The sequence below is a fragment of the Sphingomonas sp. PAMC 26605 genome, assembly GCF_000241485.1.
In the GTDB taxonomy this organism is placed as follows: domain Bacteria; phylum Pseudomonadota; class Alphaproteobacteria; order Sphingomonadales; family Sphingomonadaceae; genus Sphingomonas.
Window position 1 is genome coordinate 1,113,585 of record NZ_JH584241.1, and the last position, 19,898, is coordinate 1,133,482.

Below are 19,898 nucleotides of genomic sequence, written 5' to 3' on the forward strand. Positions count from 1 at the left end.
GTCCCACGCATCGAAGCGCCGCGCCCAGTCTCCCGGCCTCCCGCGTACACGCGCGGCCAGTTCGAGCAGAGACTTCCTCAGCCGTTCCACCCGCTTATCGCTGCACCACCGTCACAGGTGCCAGCGGCAGCTGCGCGCGGATCGCGGGCGAATACATCGCCTCGACTCGGCTCGGCGGCAGGTTGAAGCGCCCTGCCCCGTTCAACCGCAGCATGTACGACGCGCTGAACGCCCCACGCGGCACCCAGCCGTAATAGGCACGCCACGCATCGTTGCGCTTCTCGACATAGGCCGGAACCACCCCCACCTGCACGTCCCACAGCTTGCCATCGGCATCGCGCGCCTGGAACTTGCTCCCAGGCCCGGCCTGCGCCTGCCCCGCCAAGATCTGCGACTGCCCGCCGAGATCGCCGATGATCGTCGCGCCCGCCGGGATCGGATCGTTGATCACCACCCAGTTGCGCTCGGCATTCGCCTTGACGGTGATCGTCACCTTGACGACGTCGCCGCGCGTCAGCACGCCCTTGGTGTGCGCCTGCACCACCTCGACGTTGCGCTGCATCTCATAGCCAGCGAACAGCGGCCTGGTCAGCGGCACCGCGGCCGAGATCGAGACGTTCGCCCACGGCCCGGCACCACCGCTCGATTGCGACAGCTTGAGCGGGGTGAGCACAGCCGGCAGCTGGAAGGTCGCCGTCCGCGCGGTGGTGGCGAGCGGCCAGGCCTTGCTGATCGTCTGCGCGTCCAGGCCCAGGGTCGTATTCCCGACGATCGCGCTCGCCGGATAGAGCGACGCGAACTTGCGCGCCGCGATCGTGCCCCAGGCGTTGGCGGTGGTGGTGTCCCAGCGGCCATGCGACTGGCGCAGCGCGACGCCGACCATCATCTTGGCCGCCTCGTCCTGCCAGCCGGGCCGGCCCAGCGTCGCGATCACCGTCTTGATCGAGGCTTCGTCGCCCGACGACATCAGCCACCATGGCTGGTTGCTGCTGTCCGACAGGTCGAGCCGCGTGCCCTCATAGACGAGGCGGGTGCGCAACTGCGCCTCGCCCGCCGCCTTCAGTGCATTCGCGTTGGCGAGCCCCTGCACATGGTCGAGCGCGACGAGATAATCGGCGAGCAGGGCGGTCGGCATCTCCTTCGGGATCATGCTCAACTGCCCGAGCATCGCCGGCGTCGCTGCGCCTGCACGCGCGAGCGCGTTGAAGGCGTAGACGCGCTGGAGCCGGACATCGCCATATTCCTCGTGGCGCAAGCGCCCGTCTAGCACGGCCTTCAGCCCCTCGATCATCTTCGCGCGCGGGCCCTCGGGAATCGGCAGGCCGGCTTCCGACGTCATCGCCAGCACATACGCGGTGAGCGCTTCGGAGCCCGTCAGACTGCCCGACGGCCAGTAGCGCAGCAGCCCGTCATCGGCCTGATACGCCGGGATATCGCTCGCGAGCCTTTGCCACAGTGCCGCATCGCCGAGCGCCACCGCGCGCGACAGCTGCTGTTCGAAGCAATTGTACGGATAGCGCGCCATGAAATCGCGCACCCCGGCGAGCGGCGGCGCGAGCGTGTCGTCGAGCCGGATATCGACCGTCCCGCGGCCCGCAATCGCCCCCATCGGCGGCTGGATCGGGATCGTCGTGTCGCTGCCGACGCGCGCGAGCGTCCCGGCCCACACTTCGAGCGGGTAGAGCGGCGTCACCGCCTGGTTGACGGTAATCTGGTCGACCGCCTTGCCGTCTGCCGACTTGGCGCTGACGTGCCAGCGCAGCGAGTCGAGATTGGCGGGCGCGGTCAAATTCCACGCGACCGGCATCGCGCCGCCCGCCGGGATCGTCACCGTCAGCGGCTTGCCCTGTGCGATCGCAGGCATGAGGTCGACGCTCGCGGTCACCGTCATCGGCTTGTCCGAGCCGTTGCGCAGCGTGAAGCTCGACGCATAGAAATCGCCGCTCCGCACCACCGGCGCGATGCCGGCGAAGATCGACAGATCCTGCGCGGTGCGCACGCTCGCCATGCCGGTGCCGTAGAGCTGCGACCCGTCGGTCGCGATCGCCACCAATTTGAACGAGGAGAGCGCGTCGGACAGCGTCACCGGGATCCGCGCATGGCCATTCTGGTCGAGCGCGACGCGGCCCTTCCACAGGATCACCGGCTGGAAATTCTCGCGGTTGAGCCCCGACGAATCGCCGCCGCCACCGCCGCCGGCCTCGACCGCCTTCTTGCCGTAATGGCGTTTTCCCACGACCTGCGTCTGCGCGGTCGAGGTGAGCACCGCGAGCGGGCGCTCGCCCATCACCGCGGTGAGCACGTCCCAGCTATCGTTGGGCGCGAGCTGGAGCAGCGCCTCGTCGACCGCCGCAAAGGCGACGTCGGCGGTACGCACCGGTTTGCCATCGGGGCCGTTCACCTGAACGTCGACCTGCGCGACGTCGCGCGCGGCGTAGCGTGCTTTATCGGCCTTGACCGCGACCTGGAGCTGATGCGCTTCCCAGCCGACCTTCACCTTGGCGATGCCGATGCGGTAGCTAGGCTTGGCGAGATCGACCAGCGCGGTCGGCTCCTGCCCCTCGGGCGGATCGCTCGACAGCCCGACCGAACGCGCGAGGCCGTGGAGCCAGCTCCAGATCCCGCTTTCGGTGCGGCCGCGCACGACCATTACCGAGACGAACACGTCGGGCGCGTACGAGCCCGGCATCTTCACCTCGACCACCGGGTCCGCCCCGCTGAGCTCGGTGACGTAGCTCGCAAGCACGCCCTCGCGCTCGACCGTGACGAGCGCGGTCGCCTGGCGGAACGGCATGCGCACTTGGAAGCGCGCGGTCTCGCCCGCTTTGTAGGCGAGCTTTTCGGGGACGACGTCCATGCGGTCGCCATTGTCGCCGCCGAACCACCAATCGTCCTTGCCGGCGAGCCACACGCTCTGCGTCGCGCGCGCCTCGTTGCCGGCGGCGTCCTTGGTCGTCGCGACCGCATAGACTTCACCCGAGATGCCGGGATCGAGCTTGCACGTCGCCAGCCCCTGTGCGTCGGTCGTCGCGCTGCAGGTCTGGCTGAGCTTCTCGGTCTTCATGCGGTTGTCATAGGCATAGAAGCCACCGATCAGCCGGCGCCGCGCGGTGAGGATCTGGCGGCTGTAGAGCGCGACCGAGATCGCCTGGTTGGCGAGCGGCTTGCCTGCGGTGTCGAGCGCGACGAAGCGCAGCCGCAGATCGTCCTGCTTCATCAGCCAGCCGTCGGTCTTGACGCCAAGCTGCACCGCGCTCGGGAAGATCGGGATGCGCTTCGAGGCGGTCAGCACTTCGCCATTGGCGTCCTGATAGTCCATCTCGACAAGCATGTCGGTGACGCCGTCGAGCGTCTGCGGGATCGACACCGTCTGCTTGCCCGTCCCGTCGCCGCCGAGCGTCGAGGGAAGCGTCTGCGTCGGCGGGAGCGTCGCCTGCTCTTCCTCGCCGTCGCCGTTGAGCGGCTTGGTGCCCTCGACGATCGCCTTGCCGCCGAAGCTGTAGCTTTCGTAGCCGTCGGGCGTGCCCTCATGCGCGAAATAGCCGATTCGCATATCGACCGGCAGGTTCGATGCGCCGCCGCCCGAGAGGTAGCCGACGAACAGGTCGAGCGCGAGGCTGATCGGGCGGATCGCGGCGTCCTTCGGGCCGGTCACCGTCGCGCGCATCGTGGGCAACTTGTACTCGTCGACCTTGAACGACTGGCCGGTTTCGATCGTGCGGTTGTCCGCGATCACCGACAGGTCGTACTCGCCCATCGGCGCGCCCGCGGGGGCGGTCCATTCGCTCTCGCCGATGCCGTTCGCGTCGATCGTCAGCGGCAAGTCGAACTGCGTGTCGGATCCGCGATGCTGCAGCCGCAACGTCCCCGTCACGCCCGGCGCAAAGCCGAAGCCGTTCGCCACCGAGGTGCGCAGGATGTGCTTCATATGGACCGTCTCGCCCTGCCGGACGAGCGCGCGGTCGAACACGGTATGGAGAAACTCGCCGCGGGCCGAATAGCCATAGGGCAGGTCGAAATCGTAGGGGCGGATGCCCTGGCCCCAATCGGTCAGCGTGAAGCTGAAATCGTCGCCCGCGCGGGCGGAGACCATCAGCGGGCTCGACCCGCCGTTGCATGAGCCGCCATAGGCTTCGGGCTCGGGCAGCCCCGGCGGCACGTTGAGCCCGCCATTCCTGTCGGTGATGCCGCGTGCGAGCAATTTGCCGGTGCAGCTGTCGGTGACATGCACCTCGGCATTGGCGACGGGCTTGCCGGTGTCGAGTGCGGTGACCCAGGCGAGGCTCGCCGCGCGGCCCCATTTGAAGTGGACGCTCATGTTGGTGACGAGCGCGGCGGTCACGACGTAGCGCGGGGCTTTGCGCCCGAGCAGCGCCTGGCCAAGCACCGGGCTGGCCAGTTCGACGACGTAGAAACCGGGCTTGCCGCCGCCGAGCGGCAGGCCGACGACTTCGAAATCCTTGCCCTTGCCGGGCAGGCCGATCTGCATCGGCGCGCCTTCGCCGGCGAGGATCGACTTGGACCCGGTGTCGTTGATCCGCACCTTCTCCTTGCCGCGCGTTTCCTCGTGACTGGCCTCGTCATCGGCATGGCCGACGGTGCGCAGCCACTGCGCGATCTTGCCGTCGGAGCCATCGACGCGCAGCGCCTGCCCGCCGATCGTGACGTTGGTGCCCTGGAGCGCGGGCTCGACGTTGCGCACGGTGACGGGCAGCACGCCGCCCTGCTTCGATTCGAGAATGCCGAACGACGCGGCGAATTTGACGAGCGGCGGGGCGGCATCGAAGCGCACGGCGAGCGGGAAGCGCTCGGCATTCGACAGCGGGCGGCCGCTTTCGTCCTTGACGCCCGACGGGAGCACGACCTTGCCGGTCTGCGCCTGCGGCAGCGGGCTCTTGAAGCCGACCGAAGTGATCGTCGCCTTGGTCTTGGCATCGCCCCGCTCGGTGTCCGAGCTCGAATCGAACAGCGTCGGCGTCAGCACTTTACCGTCGGCGGTCTCGATGCGGACCTGCTTGGCAAGCTCGCTCGGCACCGGCGCGGAGAAACGCACCCAGGCTTTCTCGACCGGGTTGCAGCCAGCGGCGGCGTTGACGCGCGAACATTCGAAGCGCGCGGTGAAGGGTTTGCGCACGGTGTAATCGAACCGCTGGTCGGTGCCCGCGGTCTTGCCGCCAGCGCCCGCGATGTTGGCGCCCCAGACAAGCGCAACGTCGGCGCCGGGCGGCAGCGGACGGCGGCACTTCAGCGCGGTGACGCCGGCATAGGCCTTGGCGCGATCGGCCGGAGCCGGGATCGCGGCGGGCAAGCCACCGCTTTCGAGGAAGCTGCGGACCCTCCAATTATCGGTGCCCATTTCACCGAGCAGCTTGCCGGGCAAGTCGGCGGGCAGCACGTCGACCGGGATCTTCTCGCCGATCCCCTTGACCGCGCAATAGGCGTTGGCGGCGACCGAGGCTGGCGTCGCGGGCAGGTTCGCCGCGACGAGGAAGGTCTGGTCCTCCTCGATCTCGTCCGAATCGCTGCCGGGCAGGATTGCGCGGGCGACCGGGCCGCCGGCATCGACGGTGAACTCGCTCTGCCCCGTCGCGGCATAGCCCGAGACGCTTTTCAGACCCTTGCGCAGCGCGAACTTGCACGTCGTGCCGCCAGGCAGGCCGCTCGCGAAATCATAGACGAAGGTCTGCGGATCGACCCAGCGTCCCTGCCCACCGACCGCGCAGGTCACCTCGAACGGCGAGGCCGCGCGCGGATCGCCGAGCGGCACCATCGGCTGATTGAAGCGCGCCGTGAAGCGCTCGATCGCACCGTCGCCGATGCCAGGGGTTGCGAGGATCACCTGCGGGCTCGCATCGCCAAAGGCCGCAATCGGGGCGAAGACAAGCGCAAGCAACGCGACTCGAAAACCCAGTTTCATCGAACTCTTCCCCCCGAGCCGCGTCCGAAGCGCTTATAGTGCGACGAATCGTGTCCGTATAGCGACGAACTGCTTCCGATCGACCGCTTGCACAATAGCCGAACCTGCTGGAAAATCACGCCGAACGACTCGCGGGGGCCCGTTTCGGGTTGGGTCGTCAGGGGGACCGGGCGTGGGGGCGGGATGGGTCATCGCTGCGGTCGACGCAGTCGCGCGCGAAACCATGGTGTTCGCGGCGATCGGCTTCCTCATCGGCGGATGCGACGAACTGGCGATCGACCTGACCTGGCTTTGGGTCACGCTGCGGCGCGAACGGCAGCGTGTGCCGCGCACGCTCGACGCCTATCGGCATCGGCCAATGCGACCCATCGCGGTATTCGTCGCGGCGTGGGACGAGTCGGCCGTGATCGGCGCGATGCTGCGCAGTGCGCTCGCCCGCTTCGACCATGACGATTATCGCCTCTATGTCGGCACCTATCCCAATGATCGCGCGACGATCGACGCGGTCGCCGCGGTCGCCGTGGGCGATTGCCGCGTGCGGCTCGTCATCGGGCCCTCCGACGGACCGACGACCAAGGCCGGGTGTCTCAATGCAGTGTGGCGCGCGCTCGCACGCGACGAAGCGCGCGATGGGATCACCGTCGCCGCGGTGGTGCTGCACGATGCCGAGGATTTCGTCCATCCGGGTGAATTGCGTGTCTTCGATGCGCTGATCGGACGCTATGCCGTGGTCCAGCTCCCGGTGCTGCCGCTGGTCGATCGCGGTGCGCCGCTGGTATCTGGACATTATGCCGACGAATTTGCCGACGCGCACAGCCGGCAGATGATCGTGCGGCAGGCGCTTGGCGCCGGGCTGCCGCTCGCCGGAGTCGGGTGCGCGATCGAACGCGCCATGCTCGGGCGGATCGCCACGGCGCGCGGCGGGGAACCGTTCGACGCCGGCTCGATCGTCGAGGATTACGAGCTCGGCCTCCACATTGCGATGCTCGGCGGGCGCGGCGTGCTGGCGCGGGTGCGCGAACGGGTCGGCGGCGATCTGGTCGCGGTGCGCGCCTATTTCCCGGCGACGGTGCCGACTGCGGTGCGGCAGAAGGCGCGCTGGATGACCGGGATCGCGCTCGCCGGCTGGGACCGGATCGGCTGGAGCCGCACGCTCGACTGGCGCGATCATTGGATGCGGATGCGCGACCGGCGCGCGCCGCTCGCCGTGCTGGTGCTGTTCGTCGCCTATAGCGCGCTGGTCGCCTGGGGCGCTTCTTTACTGGTGCATGCGCTTGCCGGGCGGGCGGCTGCGCCGCCGTCCGACGCGACGGTGCGGCTGCTGCGCGTGAATGGCGTGCTGCTCGCCTGGCGGTTGACGTGTCGCGCCGCCGCCACGGGAGCGGCGTATGGCTGGCGCGAAGCGCTGTGGTCGCTGCCGCGCGCACTGGTCAGCAATTACGTCGCATTGTTGGCCGGGCGCCGCGCGATGACGGCGTATGTCCGCTCGCTGCGCGGCGCGGCCTTGCAATGGGACAAGACGCGCCATGTTTTTCCCGGCGCTCGCGATTCCGCCCCCGAGCCCGAACGATGAGCATCGCGGGGCGCGGAAGGCCCTTGCGGTTCCTGTTCGTTATCGCCGTCGTCTGGGTCACCTTGCGGGTCGCGATGCTGTGGCCCGCGCCGAAGGCGGCGGCAGACGGACAGGCGATCACGCCCGCTCTGGCACGGTCTGGAGCGAGCGACGCCGTGGCAAAGGCCGGGGAGCCGCCACGGCCGACTGCGGTGAGGCCGCGACCGTCGCCGCCGCCATCCCTCCTGCCCCCCACCGCGCGCCCACCGGTACGCGTGCCGAGTACCCTCGCGCGGCGACCCAAGCGCGCTTTCATCCATCGCGTGGCCGTGTCGCTGCCACCCGAAGCGGCACCCCGCGTCGACGCGGCCTTCGCGGAGCACGGCGCCGCGCCAAATCCGGTAGCGGTACCGGCGAACCAAGCCCCCGTCGCGCGATCGGCGATGGTCGTTCCGGCGCTGCCACCCCCGATACCGGCGGCGTCGCGCTGGTCGGGCAGCGCCTGGATGGTGGCACGCGGCGGAGCGGCGCTCGCCCCAGGCGCGCTCGGTGGACAGCTCGGCGGATCCCAGGCCGGCGCGCGCTTGGTCTACGCGCTCGATCCCGGGCGGCGGCTCGCGCTCGTCGGTCGTGTGACGACGCCGCTCGGTGGCGGGCTGCGCGAGGCGTCGCTCGGGATCGAATGGCAGCCGACTCGGCTCCCGCTACGGCTTGTCGCCGAACAGCGCCTCGCTTTATCCGACGGACAGGGCGGTCCCGGGGTCGGCGTCATCGGCGGTTTCGGGCCAATCGCGATCGGACACCGGCTGCGCGCGGAATGCTATGCGCAGCTGGGCGTCATCCGCCGTGCGGCGACCGAACCCTATGTCGATGGCGCGACGCGGATCACACATCCGGTCGCGCGCCTCGGCCAGGTGCACGTCGACCTCGGCGCGGGCGTGTGGGGTGGCGCGCAGCGCGGCGCCACGCGGCTCGATCTCGGGCCATCGCTCGGCCTTGCAATTCCCCTCGGCAAACAATCGGTGCGGTTCGCGCTCGACTGGCGCGAGCGCCTTGCGGGGAATGCCTATCCGGGATCGGGTCCCGCGCTGACAGTTGGCAGCGATTTCTGAAACGCCGTGCTTTGCGCACGCTCCCTGAGCGGCTAACGCTGGCGGGCAATGGACATCTACCTGCCCATCGCCAATCTTTCGGTCAACGCGCTCGTGATCGTGCTGCTCGGCGGCGGCGTCGGGCTGTTGTCGGGGATGTTCGGCGTGGGCGGCGGCTTCCTCACCACGCCGCTGCTGATCGTCTATGGCATTCCACCGACGGTCGCGGCCGCTTCTGCGGCAAGTCAGGTGACGGGCGCGAGCGTGTCGGGGGTGTTCGCGCACGTTCGGCGCAAGGGCGTCGATTTCAAGATGGGCGGTTTCCTCGTCGCGGGCGGTCTGGTCGGCGCGGTGTTCGGCGGCTGGATCTTCCGCCTGCTCCAGGCGAGCGGGCAGATCGATACGGTGATCGCGATCGTCTATGTCCTGCTGCTCGGCTCGATCGGCGGTATGATGGCGACCGAATCGTGGGGTGCGATCCGCCGGCTGCGCAGCGGCGAGGCGCCCAAGCCGCGCAAGCGCCGCCACCATCCGCTGGTCGCGTCGCTGCCGATGCGGACGCGCTTCTATCGCTCGGGGCTTTACATCTCGCCCTTCGCCCCGCTGCTGCTCGGCTTCGGCGTGGGCATCCTGACGATCCTGCTCGGTGTCGGCGGCGGATTCATCCTGGTGCCGGCGATGCTCTATCTGCTCGGCATGACGACGCAAGTGGTGGTCGGCACGTCGCTGTTCCAGACGCTGTTCGTCACCGCGATGGCGACGATGGTGCATGCGACGACGACCAAGGCAGTCGACATCGTGCTCGCCGCCTTGCTGCTGCTCGGCTCGGTCGCCGGCGCGCAGATCGGCGCGCGCTTCGCGGCGCGGGTGAAGCCCGAATATCTGCGGCTCGCGCTCGCGGTGATCGTTTTGCTCGTTGCGGGGCGGATCGCGCTCGGGCTCGGCTGGCGCCCCGACGAGATCTATTCGGTCGAGCTTTCGTGAGGCGCGGCTGGCTCGCGGTCGCCGCCGCGCCGCTGCTGATGGCGCAATCGGCACCGCGACCCGCGGCCAAACCGGTGCTCGTCCCCGACGTGTCGCAGCGCGACATCGAGATCCAGTACAGCTTTACCGGCGCGAACCTGCTGCTGTTCGGCGCGATCCTGTATCCGGGCGGGCGGCTGCCCGACGACGACAAGCCGACCGACATCGTGGTCGTGGTCAAGGGGCCGGTCCAGTCGATCCTGGTGCGCGAGAAGCAGAAGCTCGGCGGGCTGATCTGGGTCAATGCCAGCCGGCTGCGCTATCGCTCGGCGCCGAGCTTCTATGCGATTGCCTCGTCGAAGCCGATCGCGCGGATGCTCGATGCGCGGACCCGCGCGATCTACGAGCTCGGCCTGTCGAGCCTGCAGCTGTCGCCCGCTTCGAGCGCGCCGCTGACCGAGCAGGACCGCTTCGCGCGCGGGCTGGTCGAATTGAAGACGCGCACCGGCCTCTATCTTGAAGCGCCGGGCGCGGTGGAGATCACCGACGGCGTACTTTATCGCGCGCGTGTCACGATCCCGGCGCGCGTGCCGGTCGGGCGCTTTACCGCAGAGACCTTCCTGATCCGCGACGGGCGCGTGCTAGCGGCGGCGACGCGCGATATCGAAATCCGCAAATCGGGCTTCGAGCGCTTCGTCGCGCGCTCGGCGGAGCGGCGATCGGTACTGTATGGGCTGGTCGCGGTGGCGCTGTCGGTGCTGTTCGGCTGGGGCGCCGGAGTCATCGCGCGCCGCTTCTGAGTCTGCGCGAAAGCGGCAACCGCCGCCCCGATCGCATCGGGGCGGCGGCGTGCGTCAGCTTCAGGCGTCCGCGGTTTGGAGCGCCGGATAGTCGATATAGCCCTCGGCGCCCTGGCTGTACCACGTCTTGGGGTTGTCCGCGGCGAGCGGCGCCCCGGTGCGCAGCCGCTCGGGCAGGTCGGGATTGCCGATGAAAGTGCGGCCGAACGCGATCGCATCGGCAACGCCCGAATCGATTGCCGCCTGCGCCTCTTCGACGCTGCGATAGTCCGAATTGAGCACCAACGGGTTGGAGAAGACCTCGCGGATCTCGGGCGACAGCTTGGGCACGTCGGTGCGCCCGAAGGTGCCGTCGGGGCCGGGCTCGCGCAGTTCGAGAAAGGCGATGCCGATCTCGTCGAGCGCCTTGGCCGCAGCGACGAACAGCGCCTTGGGGTTACTGTCGTCGACGCCTTGCGAATCGCCATTGGGCGACAGGCGGATCGAGGTGCGGTCGGCACCCGCGACGCTCGCCACGCGCTCGGTCACTTCGCGCATCAGGCGGATGCGATTCTCGATCGAGCCACCATAGATGTCGTCGCGAAAGTTAGCATTGTCGCGCAGAAACTGGTCGATCAGATAACCATTCGCACCGTGGATCTGGACGCCGTCGAAACCGGCGCGGAGCGCGTTCTTGGTCGCGAGCTCATAATCAGCGAGCAGACGCGGAATTTCGTCGAGTTCGAGCGGGCGCGCGGTTTCGAAATCCTGCTTGCCCTCGTATGTATGCGCCTGGCCTGCGGTCGCGGTTGCCGACGACGACACCGGCTGGCCGCCGATTACCGAGGAATGCACCTGACGGCCCATATGCCACATCTGAACGACGATCCGGCCGCCCGCGGCATGGACCGAATCGGTGACGGGCTTCCAATGCTCGATCTGCTCGTCGGTCCACAGGCCCGGTGCGAACGGCCAGCCGAGACCTTCGCGGCTAATCCCGGTCGCTTCCGAGATGATCAGGCCCGCGCTCGCGCGCTGCGTATAATATTCGGCCATCATCTCGGTCGGCACATGCGCCTTGGTAGCGCGGCCGCGCGTCAGCGGCGCCATCAGGATGCGATTCGGGGCGTGGATCGCGCCGAGCTGGATGGGATCGAACAGACTTGGCATGCAGAGTCCTTTTGCTGAGACGCGCCACAGATAGGAAGCTAGGGGGCGGCATGCACGTGGCCCCGCCAAAAAGAAAAACTGTCGCCGACGAAACGACGCTTCTACCGCTGCTCGCGCTGATCGTCGCGAATGCCGCGCTCGCCTTCGGGCCGTGGTTCGTGCGACTCGCCGATACCGGGCCGATCGCCTCGGCGTTCTGGCGGATCACGCTCGCCGCGCCGATCCTGGCCGGAGCGGCCTTGGCGACGGGTTGGCGGCCACGCGAAGTGCCGCGCGCGCTATGGGGGATGATCGCGCTGGGCGGGCTGTGTTTCGCCGCCGATCTCGGCAGCTGGCACCTCGGCATTCTGCGCACCACGCTCGCCAATGCGACGCTGTTCGGCAATTCGGCGACGTTGATGTTCCCGCTCTACGGCTTCCTCGTCGCGCGCGCCTGGCCGACGCGGCTGCAGGGCGTAGCGCTTGGGCTCGCGACGATCGGCGCGGGGCTGTTGATGGGGCGGTCGTACCAGCTCGACCCGCGCCATCTCGCGGGCGATCTGCTCTGCCTGACCGCCGGCATCCTCTATACCGGCTATTTCATCCTGATGGCGCGCGCCCGCGCGACGATGGCGCCGCTCCCCGCGCTCGCGCTGTCGACGCTCGCCAGCGTGCTGCCGTTGCTCGCCTTCGCGGTGGTGATGGGCGAGAAGATCCTGCCGACCGACTGGAGCCCGCTGATCGGCCTTGCCCTGGTCAGCCAGATCATCGGCCAGGGCATGATGATCTATGCGCTCGGCCGCTTGCCGCCGCTGACGGTGGGGCTTGGTCTGCTGACGCAGCCGGTGGTCGCCGGGACGATCGGCTGGATCGTCTATGGCGAGCGACTGGGCGTGGCCGATCTGGTCGGCGCGGTGCTCGTTGCGATCGCGCTCGTACTGGTCAGTCGGCGTCCACGCGCCTAGATAGCAGGCATGACAGACTCGCTCGCCCCCGCAGCTTCGCTCGCCGACGCGACGCTCGACGAAATCCGTGCCGCACTCGCCCCCGCCATCGCGAGCAATGCGGGCTTCGACGGTTGGGGCGACGCGGCGCGCGACATGGCGGCCGATGGCGCTGGCGTCGATCGCGACGTCGCGCGGCTCGCCTTTCCGGGCGGCGCGGTCGACATGATTGCGGCGTGGTTCGCGCATATCGACGCCGACATGCTGGTTCGCGTTTCGCCCGAACACCTCGGCAGGATGAAGATCCGCGAGAAGATCACCGCGCTGGTCGAAGCGCGGCTCGCCGAAACGGCGCCCGACCGCGAAGCGCTGCGCCGCGCGCTCGCCATCCTTGCGCTGCCGCAGAATGCCGTGCGCGGGGTCAAGCTCGGCTGGCACGCGGCGGATGTGATGTGGCGCGCCGCCGGCGATACCGCGACCGACTATAATCACTATACCAAGCGCGCGATCCTCGCCGGCGTCTATGCCGCGACCGTCACGGTCTTTCTCGACGACCAGAGCGATGGGTATGCCGACACGCGCGCCTTCCTCGCGCGGCGGATCGAGGGGATCCTGCGGTTCGAGACCGCCAAGGCCAAGCTCGTCACCAAGTCCGAGCTTCGCCCGAGCCTGTCGCGGTTCATCGGCCGGCTGCGCTACCCCGCGGTCTGATTGCGAGTGCGTCGCAATTAAAGCTGGCGTTGCCCCGTTGTTATTGATAATCGCTCGCAGATGGATATCTTGCGCAGCATGAAGCCTTCATCCTCTGAGTCGTTCAGCCTCGAATCGCTGCCGCAGCGCCGCCAGGCAACGGTCGCGGCGATCGACTGGACGCATCTGTCGACGCCCGAGGCGCGCCGTCTGCGCGAACTCGGCTTCGACGAAGGCGTCGGGGTCGAAGTGCTTCATCGCGCAAGCCTCGGCAAAGGGCCGATCGCGTGCCGCATCGGCCGCATGACCGTCGCGCTTCGCCGGGCGGTTGCCGGCGCGATCCTCGTCTCGCCCGTCACGCAGTAACATGACCGCTGCGCCGCTGGTGGCGCTGGTCGGCAATCCCAATGCCGGCAAGAGCGCGCTGTTCAACGCGCTGACCGGCGCCCGGCAGAAGGTCGGCAATTATCCCGGCGTCACGGTCGAGCGCCATTCGGGCAAATTGACGCTCCCCGACGGGCGGATCGTCGATCTCGTCGATCTTCCCGGCGCCTATAGCCTCGACCCGTCGAGCCCCGACGAGCGCGTAACGCGCGACTTCGTCACCGGCACGCAGGCGGGCGAGCGGTTGCCCGACGCGCTGGTGGTCGTGGTCGACGCGTCGAACCTCGACAACCATCTTCGCTTCACGCTCCAGCTGATCGCGCTCGGACTGCCGGTGGTGGTCGCGCTCAACATGTTCGATCTCGCCGAGCGCGACGGGCTGACGCTCGATCCGTTGAAGCTCGCGGCCGAACTCGGCGTTCCGGTCGTACCGACCGTCGCGGTGCGGCGGCGGGGGCTCGACGAATTGAAGATCCTGCTCGGCGGGATCGTCGATGCGGACGCCGCGATCCGGCTGCGCCCGAGCAACCATGCGATCGGCGAGGACATCGTCACGCTGCAGCGCCGCGCGCGGAAGATCGCGCAAGCGGCGACGGTCGAGGAAGCCCCGGCGCGGCGCTGGGGCAATGCGCTCGATGCGGTCGCGCTGCATCCGGTGTTCGGGCTGGTGCTGCTGTTCGCCATCCTGTTCGTGATGTTCCAGGCGGTGTTCTTCGCAGGCGCCGCGCCGGCCGACGCGATCGCCGGCGTGTTCGATTGGATCGCCGGGCTGGTCAAGCAGGCGATGCCCGATTCGGTGCTGCGCTCGCTGATCACCGACGGGATCATCGCCGGCGTCGGGGCAGTGGTGAAGTTCCTGCCGCAGATCCTGATCATGTTCTTCTTCATCCTCGTGCTCGAGGCGAGCGGCTACATGGTCCGCGCCGCTTTCCTGATGGACCGGATGATGGCGAGCGTCGGGCTGTCGGGGCGTGCCTTCATCCCGCTCCTGTCGAGCTTCGCCTGCGCGGTGCCCGGCATCATGTCGACGCGGACGATCGAGGACGAGAAGGACCGGCTGACCACGATCCTCGTCGCGCCGCTGATGACCTGCTCGGCGCGGCTCCCCGTCTATACGCTGGTGATCGGCGCGCTGATCCCCGACACCAAGGTACTGCCGTTCGTCGGGCTGCAAGGGCTGGTGATGCTCGGGCTCTACATCATGGGCGTGGTCGGCGCGTTCGTCGTCGCCTTCGTGCTGCGCCGGACGGTGACCAAGGGCGCCTCGTCGGGCTTCATGATGGAGATGCCGAAATATCAGCTGCCGCGGCTGCGCGATCTCGCGATCGGGCTGTGGAGCCGTGCGGAGATCTTCCTCAAGCGTGCCGGCACGACGATCGCCTTCACCACGATCGTGCTGTGGGCGTTGCTGAGCTTCCCCAAGCCGCCCGAGGGCAGCCCGGTGTCGCCGGTCAATTATTCGGTCGCCGGACGGATCGCCAACGGGATCGAACCCGCCTTCCGCCCGATCGGTTTCAATCGCGACATCGTGCTCGCGTTGATCCCGGCGATGGCGGCGCGCGAGGTCGCGGTGGCAGCACTCGGTACCGTCTATGCGATCGACACCGCCGGCGACGCAGATGAATCCAAAATGGCGCAAACGCTCCACACACGCTGGAGTTTGCCCACCGCGCTCGCTTTCCTGATGTGGTTCGTGTTCGCGCCGCAGTGCATTTCGACGATCGCGGTGACCCGGCGCGAGACCAACGGATGGAAGTGGCCCGCCTTCATGGTTGGCTATTTGTTCGCGCTCGCTTACATCGCTGCAGGAGCGGTCTATTGGGCCGCGATCGGATTCGGGCTCTAGCGGGCCCCACAGCAGCGGGATTAGGGATATGGCGGGCGGCAGCGTCAACAAGGTGATCATCATCGGGAATCTCGGGCGCGATCCCGAGAGCAAGTCGTTCCAGAATGGCGGCAAGGTGGTCAACCTGCGGATCGCCACGTCGGAGACGTGGAAGGACAAGAACACCGGCGAGCGCAAGGAACAGACCGAATGGCATTCGGTCGCGATCTTCAACGAAGCGCTGGGCGGCGTCGCCGAACGCTATCTGCGCAAGGGGTCGAAAGTCTATATCGAGGGCGCGCTGAAAACGCGCAAATGGCAGGACGCCAGCGGCAACGACAAATATTCGACCGAGATCGTGCTGCAGGGCTTCAACGGCGTGCTGACGATGCTCGACGGTGCGCCCGGTGCGGGTGGCGGCGGCGGTGGCGGCGGCGGTCCGCGCGACGATTTCGGCGGGAATGACGATTTCGGTGGCGGCGGCGGTGGCGGCTATGGCGGCGGCCAGCGCAGCGGTGGTGGCGCGGCGCGTGGCGGCGCCCCGGCCGGCGGCGGCGGCCAGCGCGGCGGATTCGCCGATGATCTCGACGATGATGTGCCGTTCTGAACCCGCGGCGCCGTACCGCGTTAACGCTTGGATATGACAGAGACTCCCGCACCGCCCGCTGAGGCTCGCCCCGGCTGGCGGATCGACGAAGGCGCGCGCGCCGACGCGATCGCGGAACACGATATCGAAACGCTGCGCGACGACGCAGCGCTGCGCCGGATCACGGATTTCGCCGCGGCGCTGTGCGGCGTGCCCGTCAGCCTGGTCAGTATCGTCGAGGCCGAGCGGCAGACCTTCCTGTCGCGCACCGGGCTCGATCTGTCGGAAACGCCGCGCGAAACCTCGTTCTGCGCGCATGCCATGCTCGAGGACACCATCATGGTCGTTCCCGACGCGACGCGCGATCCGCGCTTCGCCGACAATCCGCTCGTCACCGAGGGGCTCGGCATCCGCTTCTACGCCGGTGTGCCGCTGGTGCGCGAGGACGGCATCCCGCTCGGGTCGCTGTGCGTGATCGATACCGTCCCGCGCGCGGGGCTCACCCCGCTGCAGCGCCAGGGCCTTGCGGTGCTCGCCGCCGACGTGCTGCGGCGACTGGGCGACAGCCGCTCGGCGGCCGCCTCGCGCGCCGCGATCGGCGACAGCGAAGGCCGTTTCCGCACGCTCGCGGACACGATGCCGCAAATGGTCTGGTCAACCCAGCCCGACGGCTTCCACGATTATTACAATGCGCGCTGGTACGAATTTACCGGCGTTCCGGCGGGATCGACCGATGGCGAGGGGTGGAACGGCGTGTTCCATCCCGAGGACCAGGAGCGCGCCTGGGCGGTGTGGCAGCGCTCGCTTGCCACCGGCGAGCCATATCAGATCGAATATCGCCTGCGCCGCTACGATGGCGAATACCGCTGGACGCTCGGCCGCGCCCTGCCGATCTACGACGCCAATGGCGCGATCGTCCGCTGGTTCGGCACCTGCACCGACATTCACGAGGGCAAGCTCGTACGCGAAGAGCGCGAAGTCGTCGCGCAAGAGCTGAGCCACCGCATCAAGAATATTTTCGCGGTGATTTCCGGCCTGATCGGCTTTTCCGCACGCGCGCATCCGGGCTTTGCCAATGTCGCCGACGATTTACGCGCGCGGGTCATCGCGCTTGGACGCGCCCATGATTTCGTCCGGCCGCACAGCGCGCAATCGCGCCCGGCGGCCGAACAAACGAGCCTCCAAGGGCTGCTTACCGAACTGTTCGAGCCCTATCAGTCGCGCATCGCGCCGCGCATCTTGGTGACCGGCGACGACATCGTGATCGATGACCGGTCGGCGACGCCGCTCGCGTTGCTATTCCATGAGCTTGCGACCAATGCGACCAAATATGGCGCGTTGTACAATGATGACGGCACGATCCGGGTGCACAGCCGCCGCGCTGGCGACCGCGTGATAATCGAATGGCGCGAAAGCGGCGGCCCGATCGTTGCGCCGCCAGAAAAGACGGGTTTTGGATCGCAGTTGATTGAACTGAGCGCCGTTCGTCAACTCGCTGGCACTGTAGCGCAGCGCTGGGAAAGCACTGGGCTCGAGGTCGAAATCATGCTTCCCGAACGTTCGCTCAGCCGGGTTTGACGATCATCCCAGCAGCGCCGGTCCCCATCGGGAAAGATCAGGCGAGCGGTACGAAATCCACATGCTCGACTGTTTCGGACCCAACCGTGGCGGCTGCCGCCGCGGCGAGAATCGCATCGGCGCGGAACGGCTTGCGGACATAGCCGACCGCGCCGCTCGGATGCGCGATCTGTCCCGGGTTGGCGGTCACGAAGATCACCTTGACGCCATAATCGCGCGCAAGCGTTCGCGCCAGGTCGGGACCGGTCGCGCCGTCGCGCAAATTGATGTCGACCAACGCAAAGCTGCAATCGGCAGCCGCGTCGAGCGCGCCGGTGCGATCCGCCGCGATCGCTTTGACGGCGTACCCTGCATCCATCAGGATCCGCTCGAGGTCGAGTGCAACGAAAATCTCGTCTTCGACAATGAGGGCGGTAGCGGACATGAACAGGGTAACCTTCAGGGTGACGAAACCTACGAACCCCGCGTCCAACGCTTTAGTTCCTGATTTAAGTTGTCTTCCTCAGGAGAAACACAGCGTGCTCGGCCAGCACATTGGCCGCTGCGGTGATCGTGCGCTGATCCCCCGACAGGAACCAGGCACCCTCGACGATGATCCCGCGCTCGCGCACGAAGCTGCGGAAATCGTCAATCGTGACATGGTGAATGTTGGGCGTGTCGTACCAGCGCTCGGGCAGCAGCCGCGTCACCGGCATCCGCCCGCCGAGCAACAGCGACAGCCGCACGCGCCAATGCGCGAAATTCGGGAACGACACGAACGCCTGGCGGCCGACACGGAGCAGATGGTCGAGCACGACGTCGGGACGTTTGGCGGTCTGCAGCGTCTGGCTGAGGATCGCATAATCGAAACTCGCCTGCGGATAATCGGCGAGATCCAGATCGGCATCGCCCTGGATCACTGACAGCCCACGCGACACCGCCGCGGCGACATTGCCCGAATCGAGCTCGAGCCCGCGCGCATCGACCCGCTTGGTGTCGCGGAGCGCCGCCATCAGCGCGCCATCGCCGCAGCCGACGTCGAGGATCCGGCTGCCGGGCGCGACATGCTCGGCGATGATCGCGAGATCGGGGCGCAGCGCGGTCATGCGCGCCGCGCCGCGGCGAAGGTCGCGCGATCGGTGATCGCGCGGGCAAAGCCGATCTGGGTGCCGCCCCTGTAGGCACCGAGGCAGTGCGAACCGCCGAGCGCGCGCTCGACCAGGGGGCGGGCGATACCGGGCGAGCAATAGCTCGAAGCGAGCCAGGCGTGGATTCGCGGCCCGTCGAACAGGGCTGGGTCGGCGGACAGCGTGATCATTCGCCCGCCCTCAGGAAGCCGTTGACGACACGGTTCATCTCGGGCGCGTCGAGCAGGAAGGCGTCGTGCCCGAACGGGCTCGACAGCTCGACGAAGCTGACGGGCGCCCCGGCGGCGTTGAGCGCATGGACGATCGCGCGCGATTCGGCGGTGGGATACAGCCAGTCGGTATCGAAGCTGACGAGGCAGAAGCGCGCCCTGGCCGCGCGGAAGGCCGTGGCGAGCTGCCCGCCATGTTCCCCCGCGAGATCGAAATAATCCATCGCGCGCGTGATATAGAGGTAGGAATTGGCGTCGAAGCGATCGACGAAGCTGATCCCCTGGTGGCGCAGATAGCTTTCGATCTGGAAATCGGCGTCGAAGCCGAAGCTGATCGCGCCATCGGGCCGGTCGGGGCGCGCCTGAAGTCGGCGGCCGAATTTTTCGGTCAGCCCCGCCTCCGACAGATAGGTGATATGCGCCGCCATCCGCGCGACCGCGAGCCCCGCCGCAGGCGGATCGCCGGCTTCGTAATAGGCGCCGCCGCGCCATTTCGGGTCGGCCATCACCGCCTGGCGCCCGACTTCGTGGAAGGCGATGTTCTGCGCGGTATGACGCGCGGTCGAGGCGATCACCACCGCGGCGCGGACACGCTCGGGGAAGGTCGCGGGCCAGCTCAGCGCCTGCATCCCGCCCATTGAGCCGCCGACGACGGCTTGCAGCGTCTCGATGCCGAGATGATCGAGCAGCATCGCCTGCGCACGCACCATGTCGCGGATCGTGATGACGGGGAACGCCATTCCCCAGGGCGCGCCGGTCGCCGGATTGACCGTCGCCGGGCCCGACGAGCCCATGCAACTCCCCAGCACATTGGCGCAGACGATGAAGTGCCGCGCCGGATCGATCGGCTTGCCCGGCCCGACCATCCGCACCCACCAGCCGGGCTTGCCCGTCACCGGATGCGCCGAGGCGACATGCTGGTCACCGGTCAGCGCGTGGCACAGCAGGATCGCGTTGCTGGCGTCGGCGTTGAGGCTGCCATAGGTCTCGTAGGCGATCTCGACCGGCGAGAGCAGCACGCCGCCATCGAGCCGGAGCGGCCCGGGCAGGCTGACATGGCGGGCTAGCCCGAAACGCGGATCGTCGCTCATTTGCCTGCGGTTA

15 protein-coding genes and 1 pseudogene are annotated in these 19,898 nt (G+C 68.1%); 10 read left to right on the top strand and 6 right to left on the bottom strand.

Going from position 1 to position 19,898, the window contains the following annotated elements; all coding sequences use genetic code 11:
- Positions 1-94: 94 nt before the first annotated feature.
- Positions 95-5,917, bottom strand: coding sequence for an alpha-2-macroglobulin family protein (locus RH90_RS05065; protein ID WP_010184275.1), 5,823 nt, complete (start codon positions 5,915-5,917; stop codon positions 95-97).
- 172 nt (positions 5,918-6,089) lie between these two features.
- On the opposite strand from RH90_RS05065, the gene RH90_RS05070 reads away from it, so the two are divergent.
- The 4 genes from RH90_RS05070 (at position 6,090) to RH90_RS05085 (ending at position 10,323) form a co-directional block, all read left to right on the top strand.
- On the top strand, positions 6,090-7,490 hold the full coding sequence (locus RH90_RS05070) for a glycosyl transferase family protein (protein WP_010184276.1): 1,401 nt from the start codon (positions 6,090-6,092) through the stop codon (positions 7,488-7,490).
- Between the two features lie 308 nt (positions 7,491-7,798).
- Positions 7,799-8,581 (top strand): hypothetical protein, encoded by a 783-nt coding sequence (locus RH90_RS05075; RefSeq protein ID WP_232280303.1) that lies wholly within the window; start codon positions 7,799-7,801, stop codon positions 8,579-8,581.
- A gap of 48 nt (positions 8,582-8,629) precedes the next feature.
- The gene (locus RH90_RS05080; RefSeq protein ID WP_010184278.1) at positions 8,630-9,544 is read left to right on the top strand and encodes a sulfite exporter TauE/SafE family protein; all 915 of its coding nucleotides are present in this window, start codon (positions 8,630-8,632) and stop codon (positions 9,542-9,544) included.
- The gene (locus RH90_RS05085; RefSeq protein ID WP_010184280.1) at positions 9,541-10,323 is read left to right on the top strand and encodes a TIGR02186 family protein; all 783 of its coding nucleotides are present in this window, start codon (positions 9,541-9,543) and stop codon (positions 10,321-10,323) included. The genes RH90_RS05080 and RH90_RS05085 overlap by 4 nt, the downstream gene beginning before the upstream one ends.
- A 60-nt stretch (positions 10,324-10,383) precedes the next feature.
- On the opposite strand, the gene RH90_RS05090 is transcribed toward RH90_RS05085, so the two are convergent.
- On the bottom strand, positions 10,384-11,472 hold the full coding sequence (locus tag RH90_RS05090; RefSeq protein ID WP_010184282.1) for an alkene reductase: 1,089 nt from the start codon (positions 11,470-11,472) through the stop codon (positions 10,384-10,386).
- A gap of 50 nt (positions 11,473-11,522) precedes the next feature.
- Between RH90_RS05090 and RH90_RS05095 the strand changes: the two genes are divergently transcribed.
- From RH90_RS05095 to RH90_RS05120, 6 genes are all read left to right on the top strand, one after another.
- The gene (locus RH90_RS05095; RefSeq protein ID WP_010184283.1) at positions 11,523-12,416 is read left to right on the top strand and encodes a DMT family transporter; all 894 of its coding nucleotides are present in this window, start codon (positions 11,523-11,525) and stop codon (positions 12,414-12,416) included.
- Positions 12,417-12,425: 9 nt separating this feature from the next.
- Positions 12,426-13,106, top strand: a complete 681-nt coding sequence (locus tag RH90_RS05100; RefSeq protein ID WP_010184284.1) for a COQ9 family protein — start codon at positions 12,426-12,428, stop codon at positions 13,104-13,106.
- 78 nt (positions 13,107-13,184) lie between these two features.
- Complete coding sequence (locus tag RH90_RS05105) at positions 13,185-13,451, top strand: FeoA family protein (protein ID WP_086011216.1); 267 nt, start codon at positions 13,185-13,187, stop codon at positions 13,449-13,451.
- 1 nt (position 13,452) lies between these two features.
- The gene (gene feoB, locus RH90_RS05110) at positions 13,453-15,315 is read left to right on the top strand and encodes a ferrous iron transporter B (protein ID WP_010184286.1); all 1,863 of its coding nucleotides are present in this window, start codon (positions 13,453-13,455) and stop codon (positions 15,313-15,315) included.
- Between the two features lie 28 nt (positions 15,316-15,343).
- Positions 15,344-15,901, top strand: a complete 558-nt coding sequence (gene ssb / locus RH90_RS05115; RefSeq protein ID WP_010184287.1) for a single-stranded DNA-binding protein — start codon at positions 15,344-15,346, stop codon at positions 15,899-15,901.
- A gap of 33 nt (positions 15,902-15,934) precedes the next feature.
- Complete coding sequence (locus RH90_RS05120; protein WP_010184288.1) at positions 15,935-17,458, top strand: PAS domain-containing protein; 1,524 nt, start codon at positions 15,935-15,937, stop codon at positions 17,456-17,458.
- A gap of 37 nt (positions 17,459-17,495) precedes the next feature.
- Here RH90_RS05120 and RH90_RS05125 read toward each other — a convergent pair whose 3' ends face one another.
- From RH90_RS05125 to metX, 4 genes and pseudogenes are all read right to left on the bottom strand, one after another.
- A complete protein-coding gene (locus tag RH90_RS05125; RefSeq protein WP_037493132.1) occupies positions 17,496-17,882 on the bottom strand; it encodes a response regulator in 387 nt (128 codons plus the stop codon).
- Positions 17,883-17,946: 64 nt separating this feature from the next.
- Positions 17,947-18,543, bottom strand: a complete 597-nt coding sequence (gene metW, locus RH90_RS05130; protein WP_010184290.1) for a methionine biosynthesis protein MetW — start codon at positions 18,541-18,543, stop codon at positions 17,947-17,949.
- A gap of 14 nt (positions 18,544-18,557) precedes the next feature.
- Positions 18,558-18,755 (bottom strand): annotated as a pseudogene (locus RH90_RS05135) (GNAT family N-acetyltransferase); the annotation flags it as partial.
- The gene (gene metX / locus RH90_RS05140) at positions 18,752-19,885 is read right to left on the bottom strand and encodes a homoserine O-acetyltransferase MetX (RefSeq protein WP_010184292.1); all 1,134 of its coding nucleotides are present in this window, start codon (positions 19,883-19,885) and stop codon (positions 18,752-18,754) included. The pseudogene RH90_RS05135 and the gene metX, both read right to left, overlap by 4 nt.
- Positions 19,886-19,898 lie beyond the last annotated feature (13 nt).

Bases quoted from the DNA above. Each gene is read 5' to 3' on its own strand.
- RH90_RS05065 (WP_010184275.1), bottom strand. From the start codon at position 5,917: ATGAAACTGGGTTTTCGAGTCGCGTTGCTTGCGCTTGTCTTCGCCCCG.
- RH90_RS05100 (WP_010184284.1), top strand. From the start codon at position 12,426: ATGACAGACTCGCTCGCCCCCGCAGCTTCGCTCGCCGACGCGACGCTC.
- RH90_RS05080 (WP_010184278.1), top strand. From the start codon at position 8,630: ATGGACATCTACCTGCCCATCGCCAATCTTTCGGTCAACGCGCTCGTG.
- RH90_RS05105 (WP_086011216.1), top strand. From the start codon at position 13,185: ATGAAGCCTTCATCCTCTGAGTCGTTCAGCCTCGAATCGCTGCCGCAG.
- metW (WP_010184290.1), bottom strand. From the start codon at position 18,543: ATGACCGCGCTGCGCCCCGATCTCGCGATCATCGCCGAGCATGTCGCG.
- feoB (WP_010184286.1), top strand. From the start codon at position 13,453: ATGACCGCTGCGCCGCTGGTGGCGCTGGTCGGCAATCCCAATGCCGGC.
- ssb (WP_010184287.1), top strand. From the start codon at position 15,344: ATGGCGGGCGGCAGCGTCAACAAGGTGATCATCATCGGGAATCTCGGG.
- RH90_RS05095 (WP_010184283.1), top strand. From the start codon at position 11,523: ATGCACGTGGCCCCGCCAAAAAGAAAAACTGTCGCCGACGAAACGACG.
- metX (WP_010184292.1), bottom strand. From the start codon at position 19,885: ATGAGCGACGATCCGCGTTTCGGGCTAGCCCGCCATGTCAGCCTGCCC.
- RH90_RS05090 (WP_010184282.1), bottom strand. From the start codon at position 11,472: ATGCCAAGTCTGTTCGATCCCATCCAGCTCGGCGCGATCCACGCCCCG.
- RH90_RS05120 (WP_010184288.1), top strand. From the start codon at position 15,935: ATGACAGAGACTCCCGCACCGCCCGCTGAGGCTCGCCCCGGCTGGCGG.
- RH90_RS05125 (WP_037493132.1), bottom strand. From the start codon at position 17,882: ATGTCCGCTACCGCCCTCATTGTCGAAGACGAGATTTTCGTTGCACTC.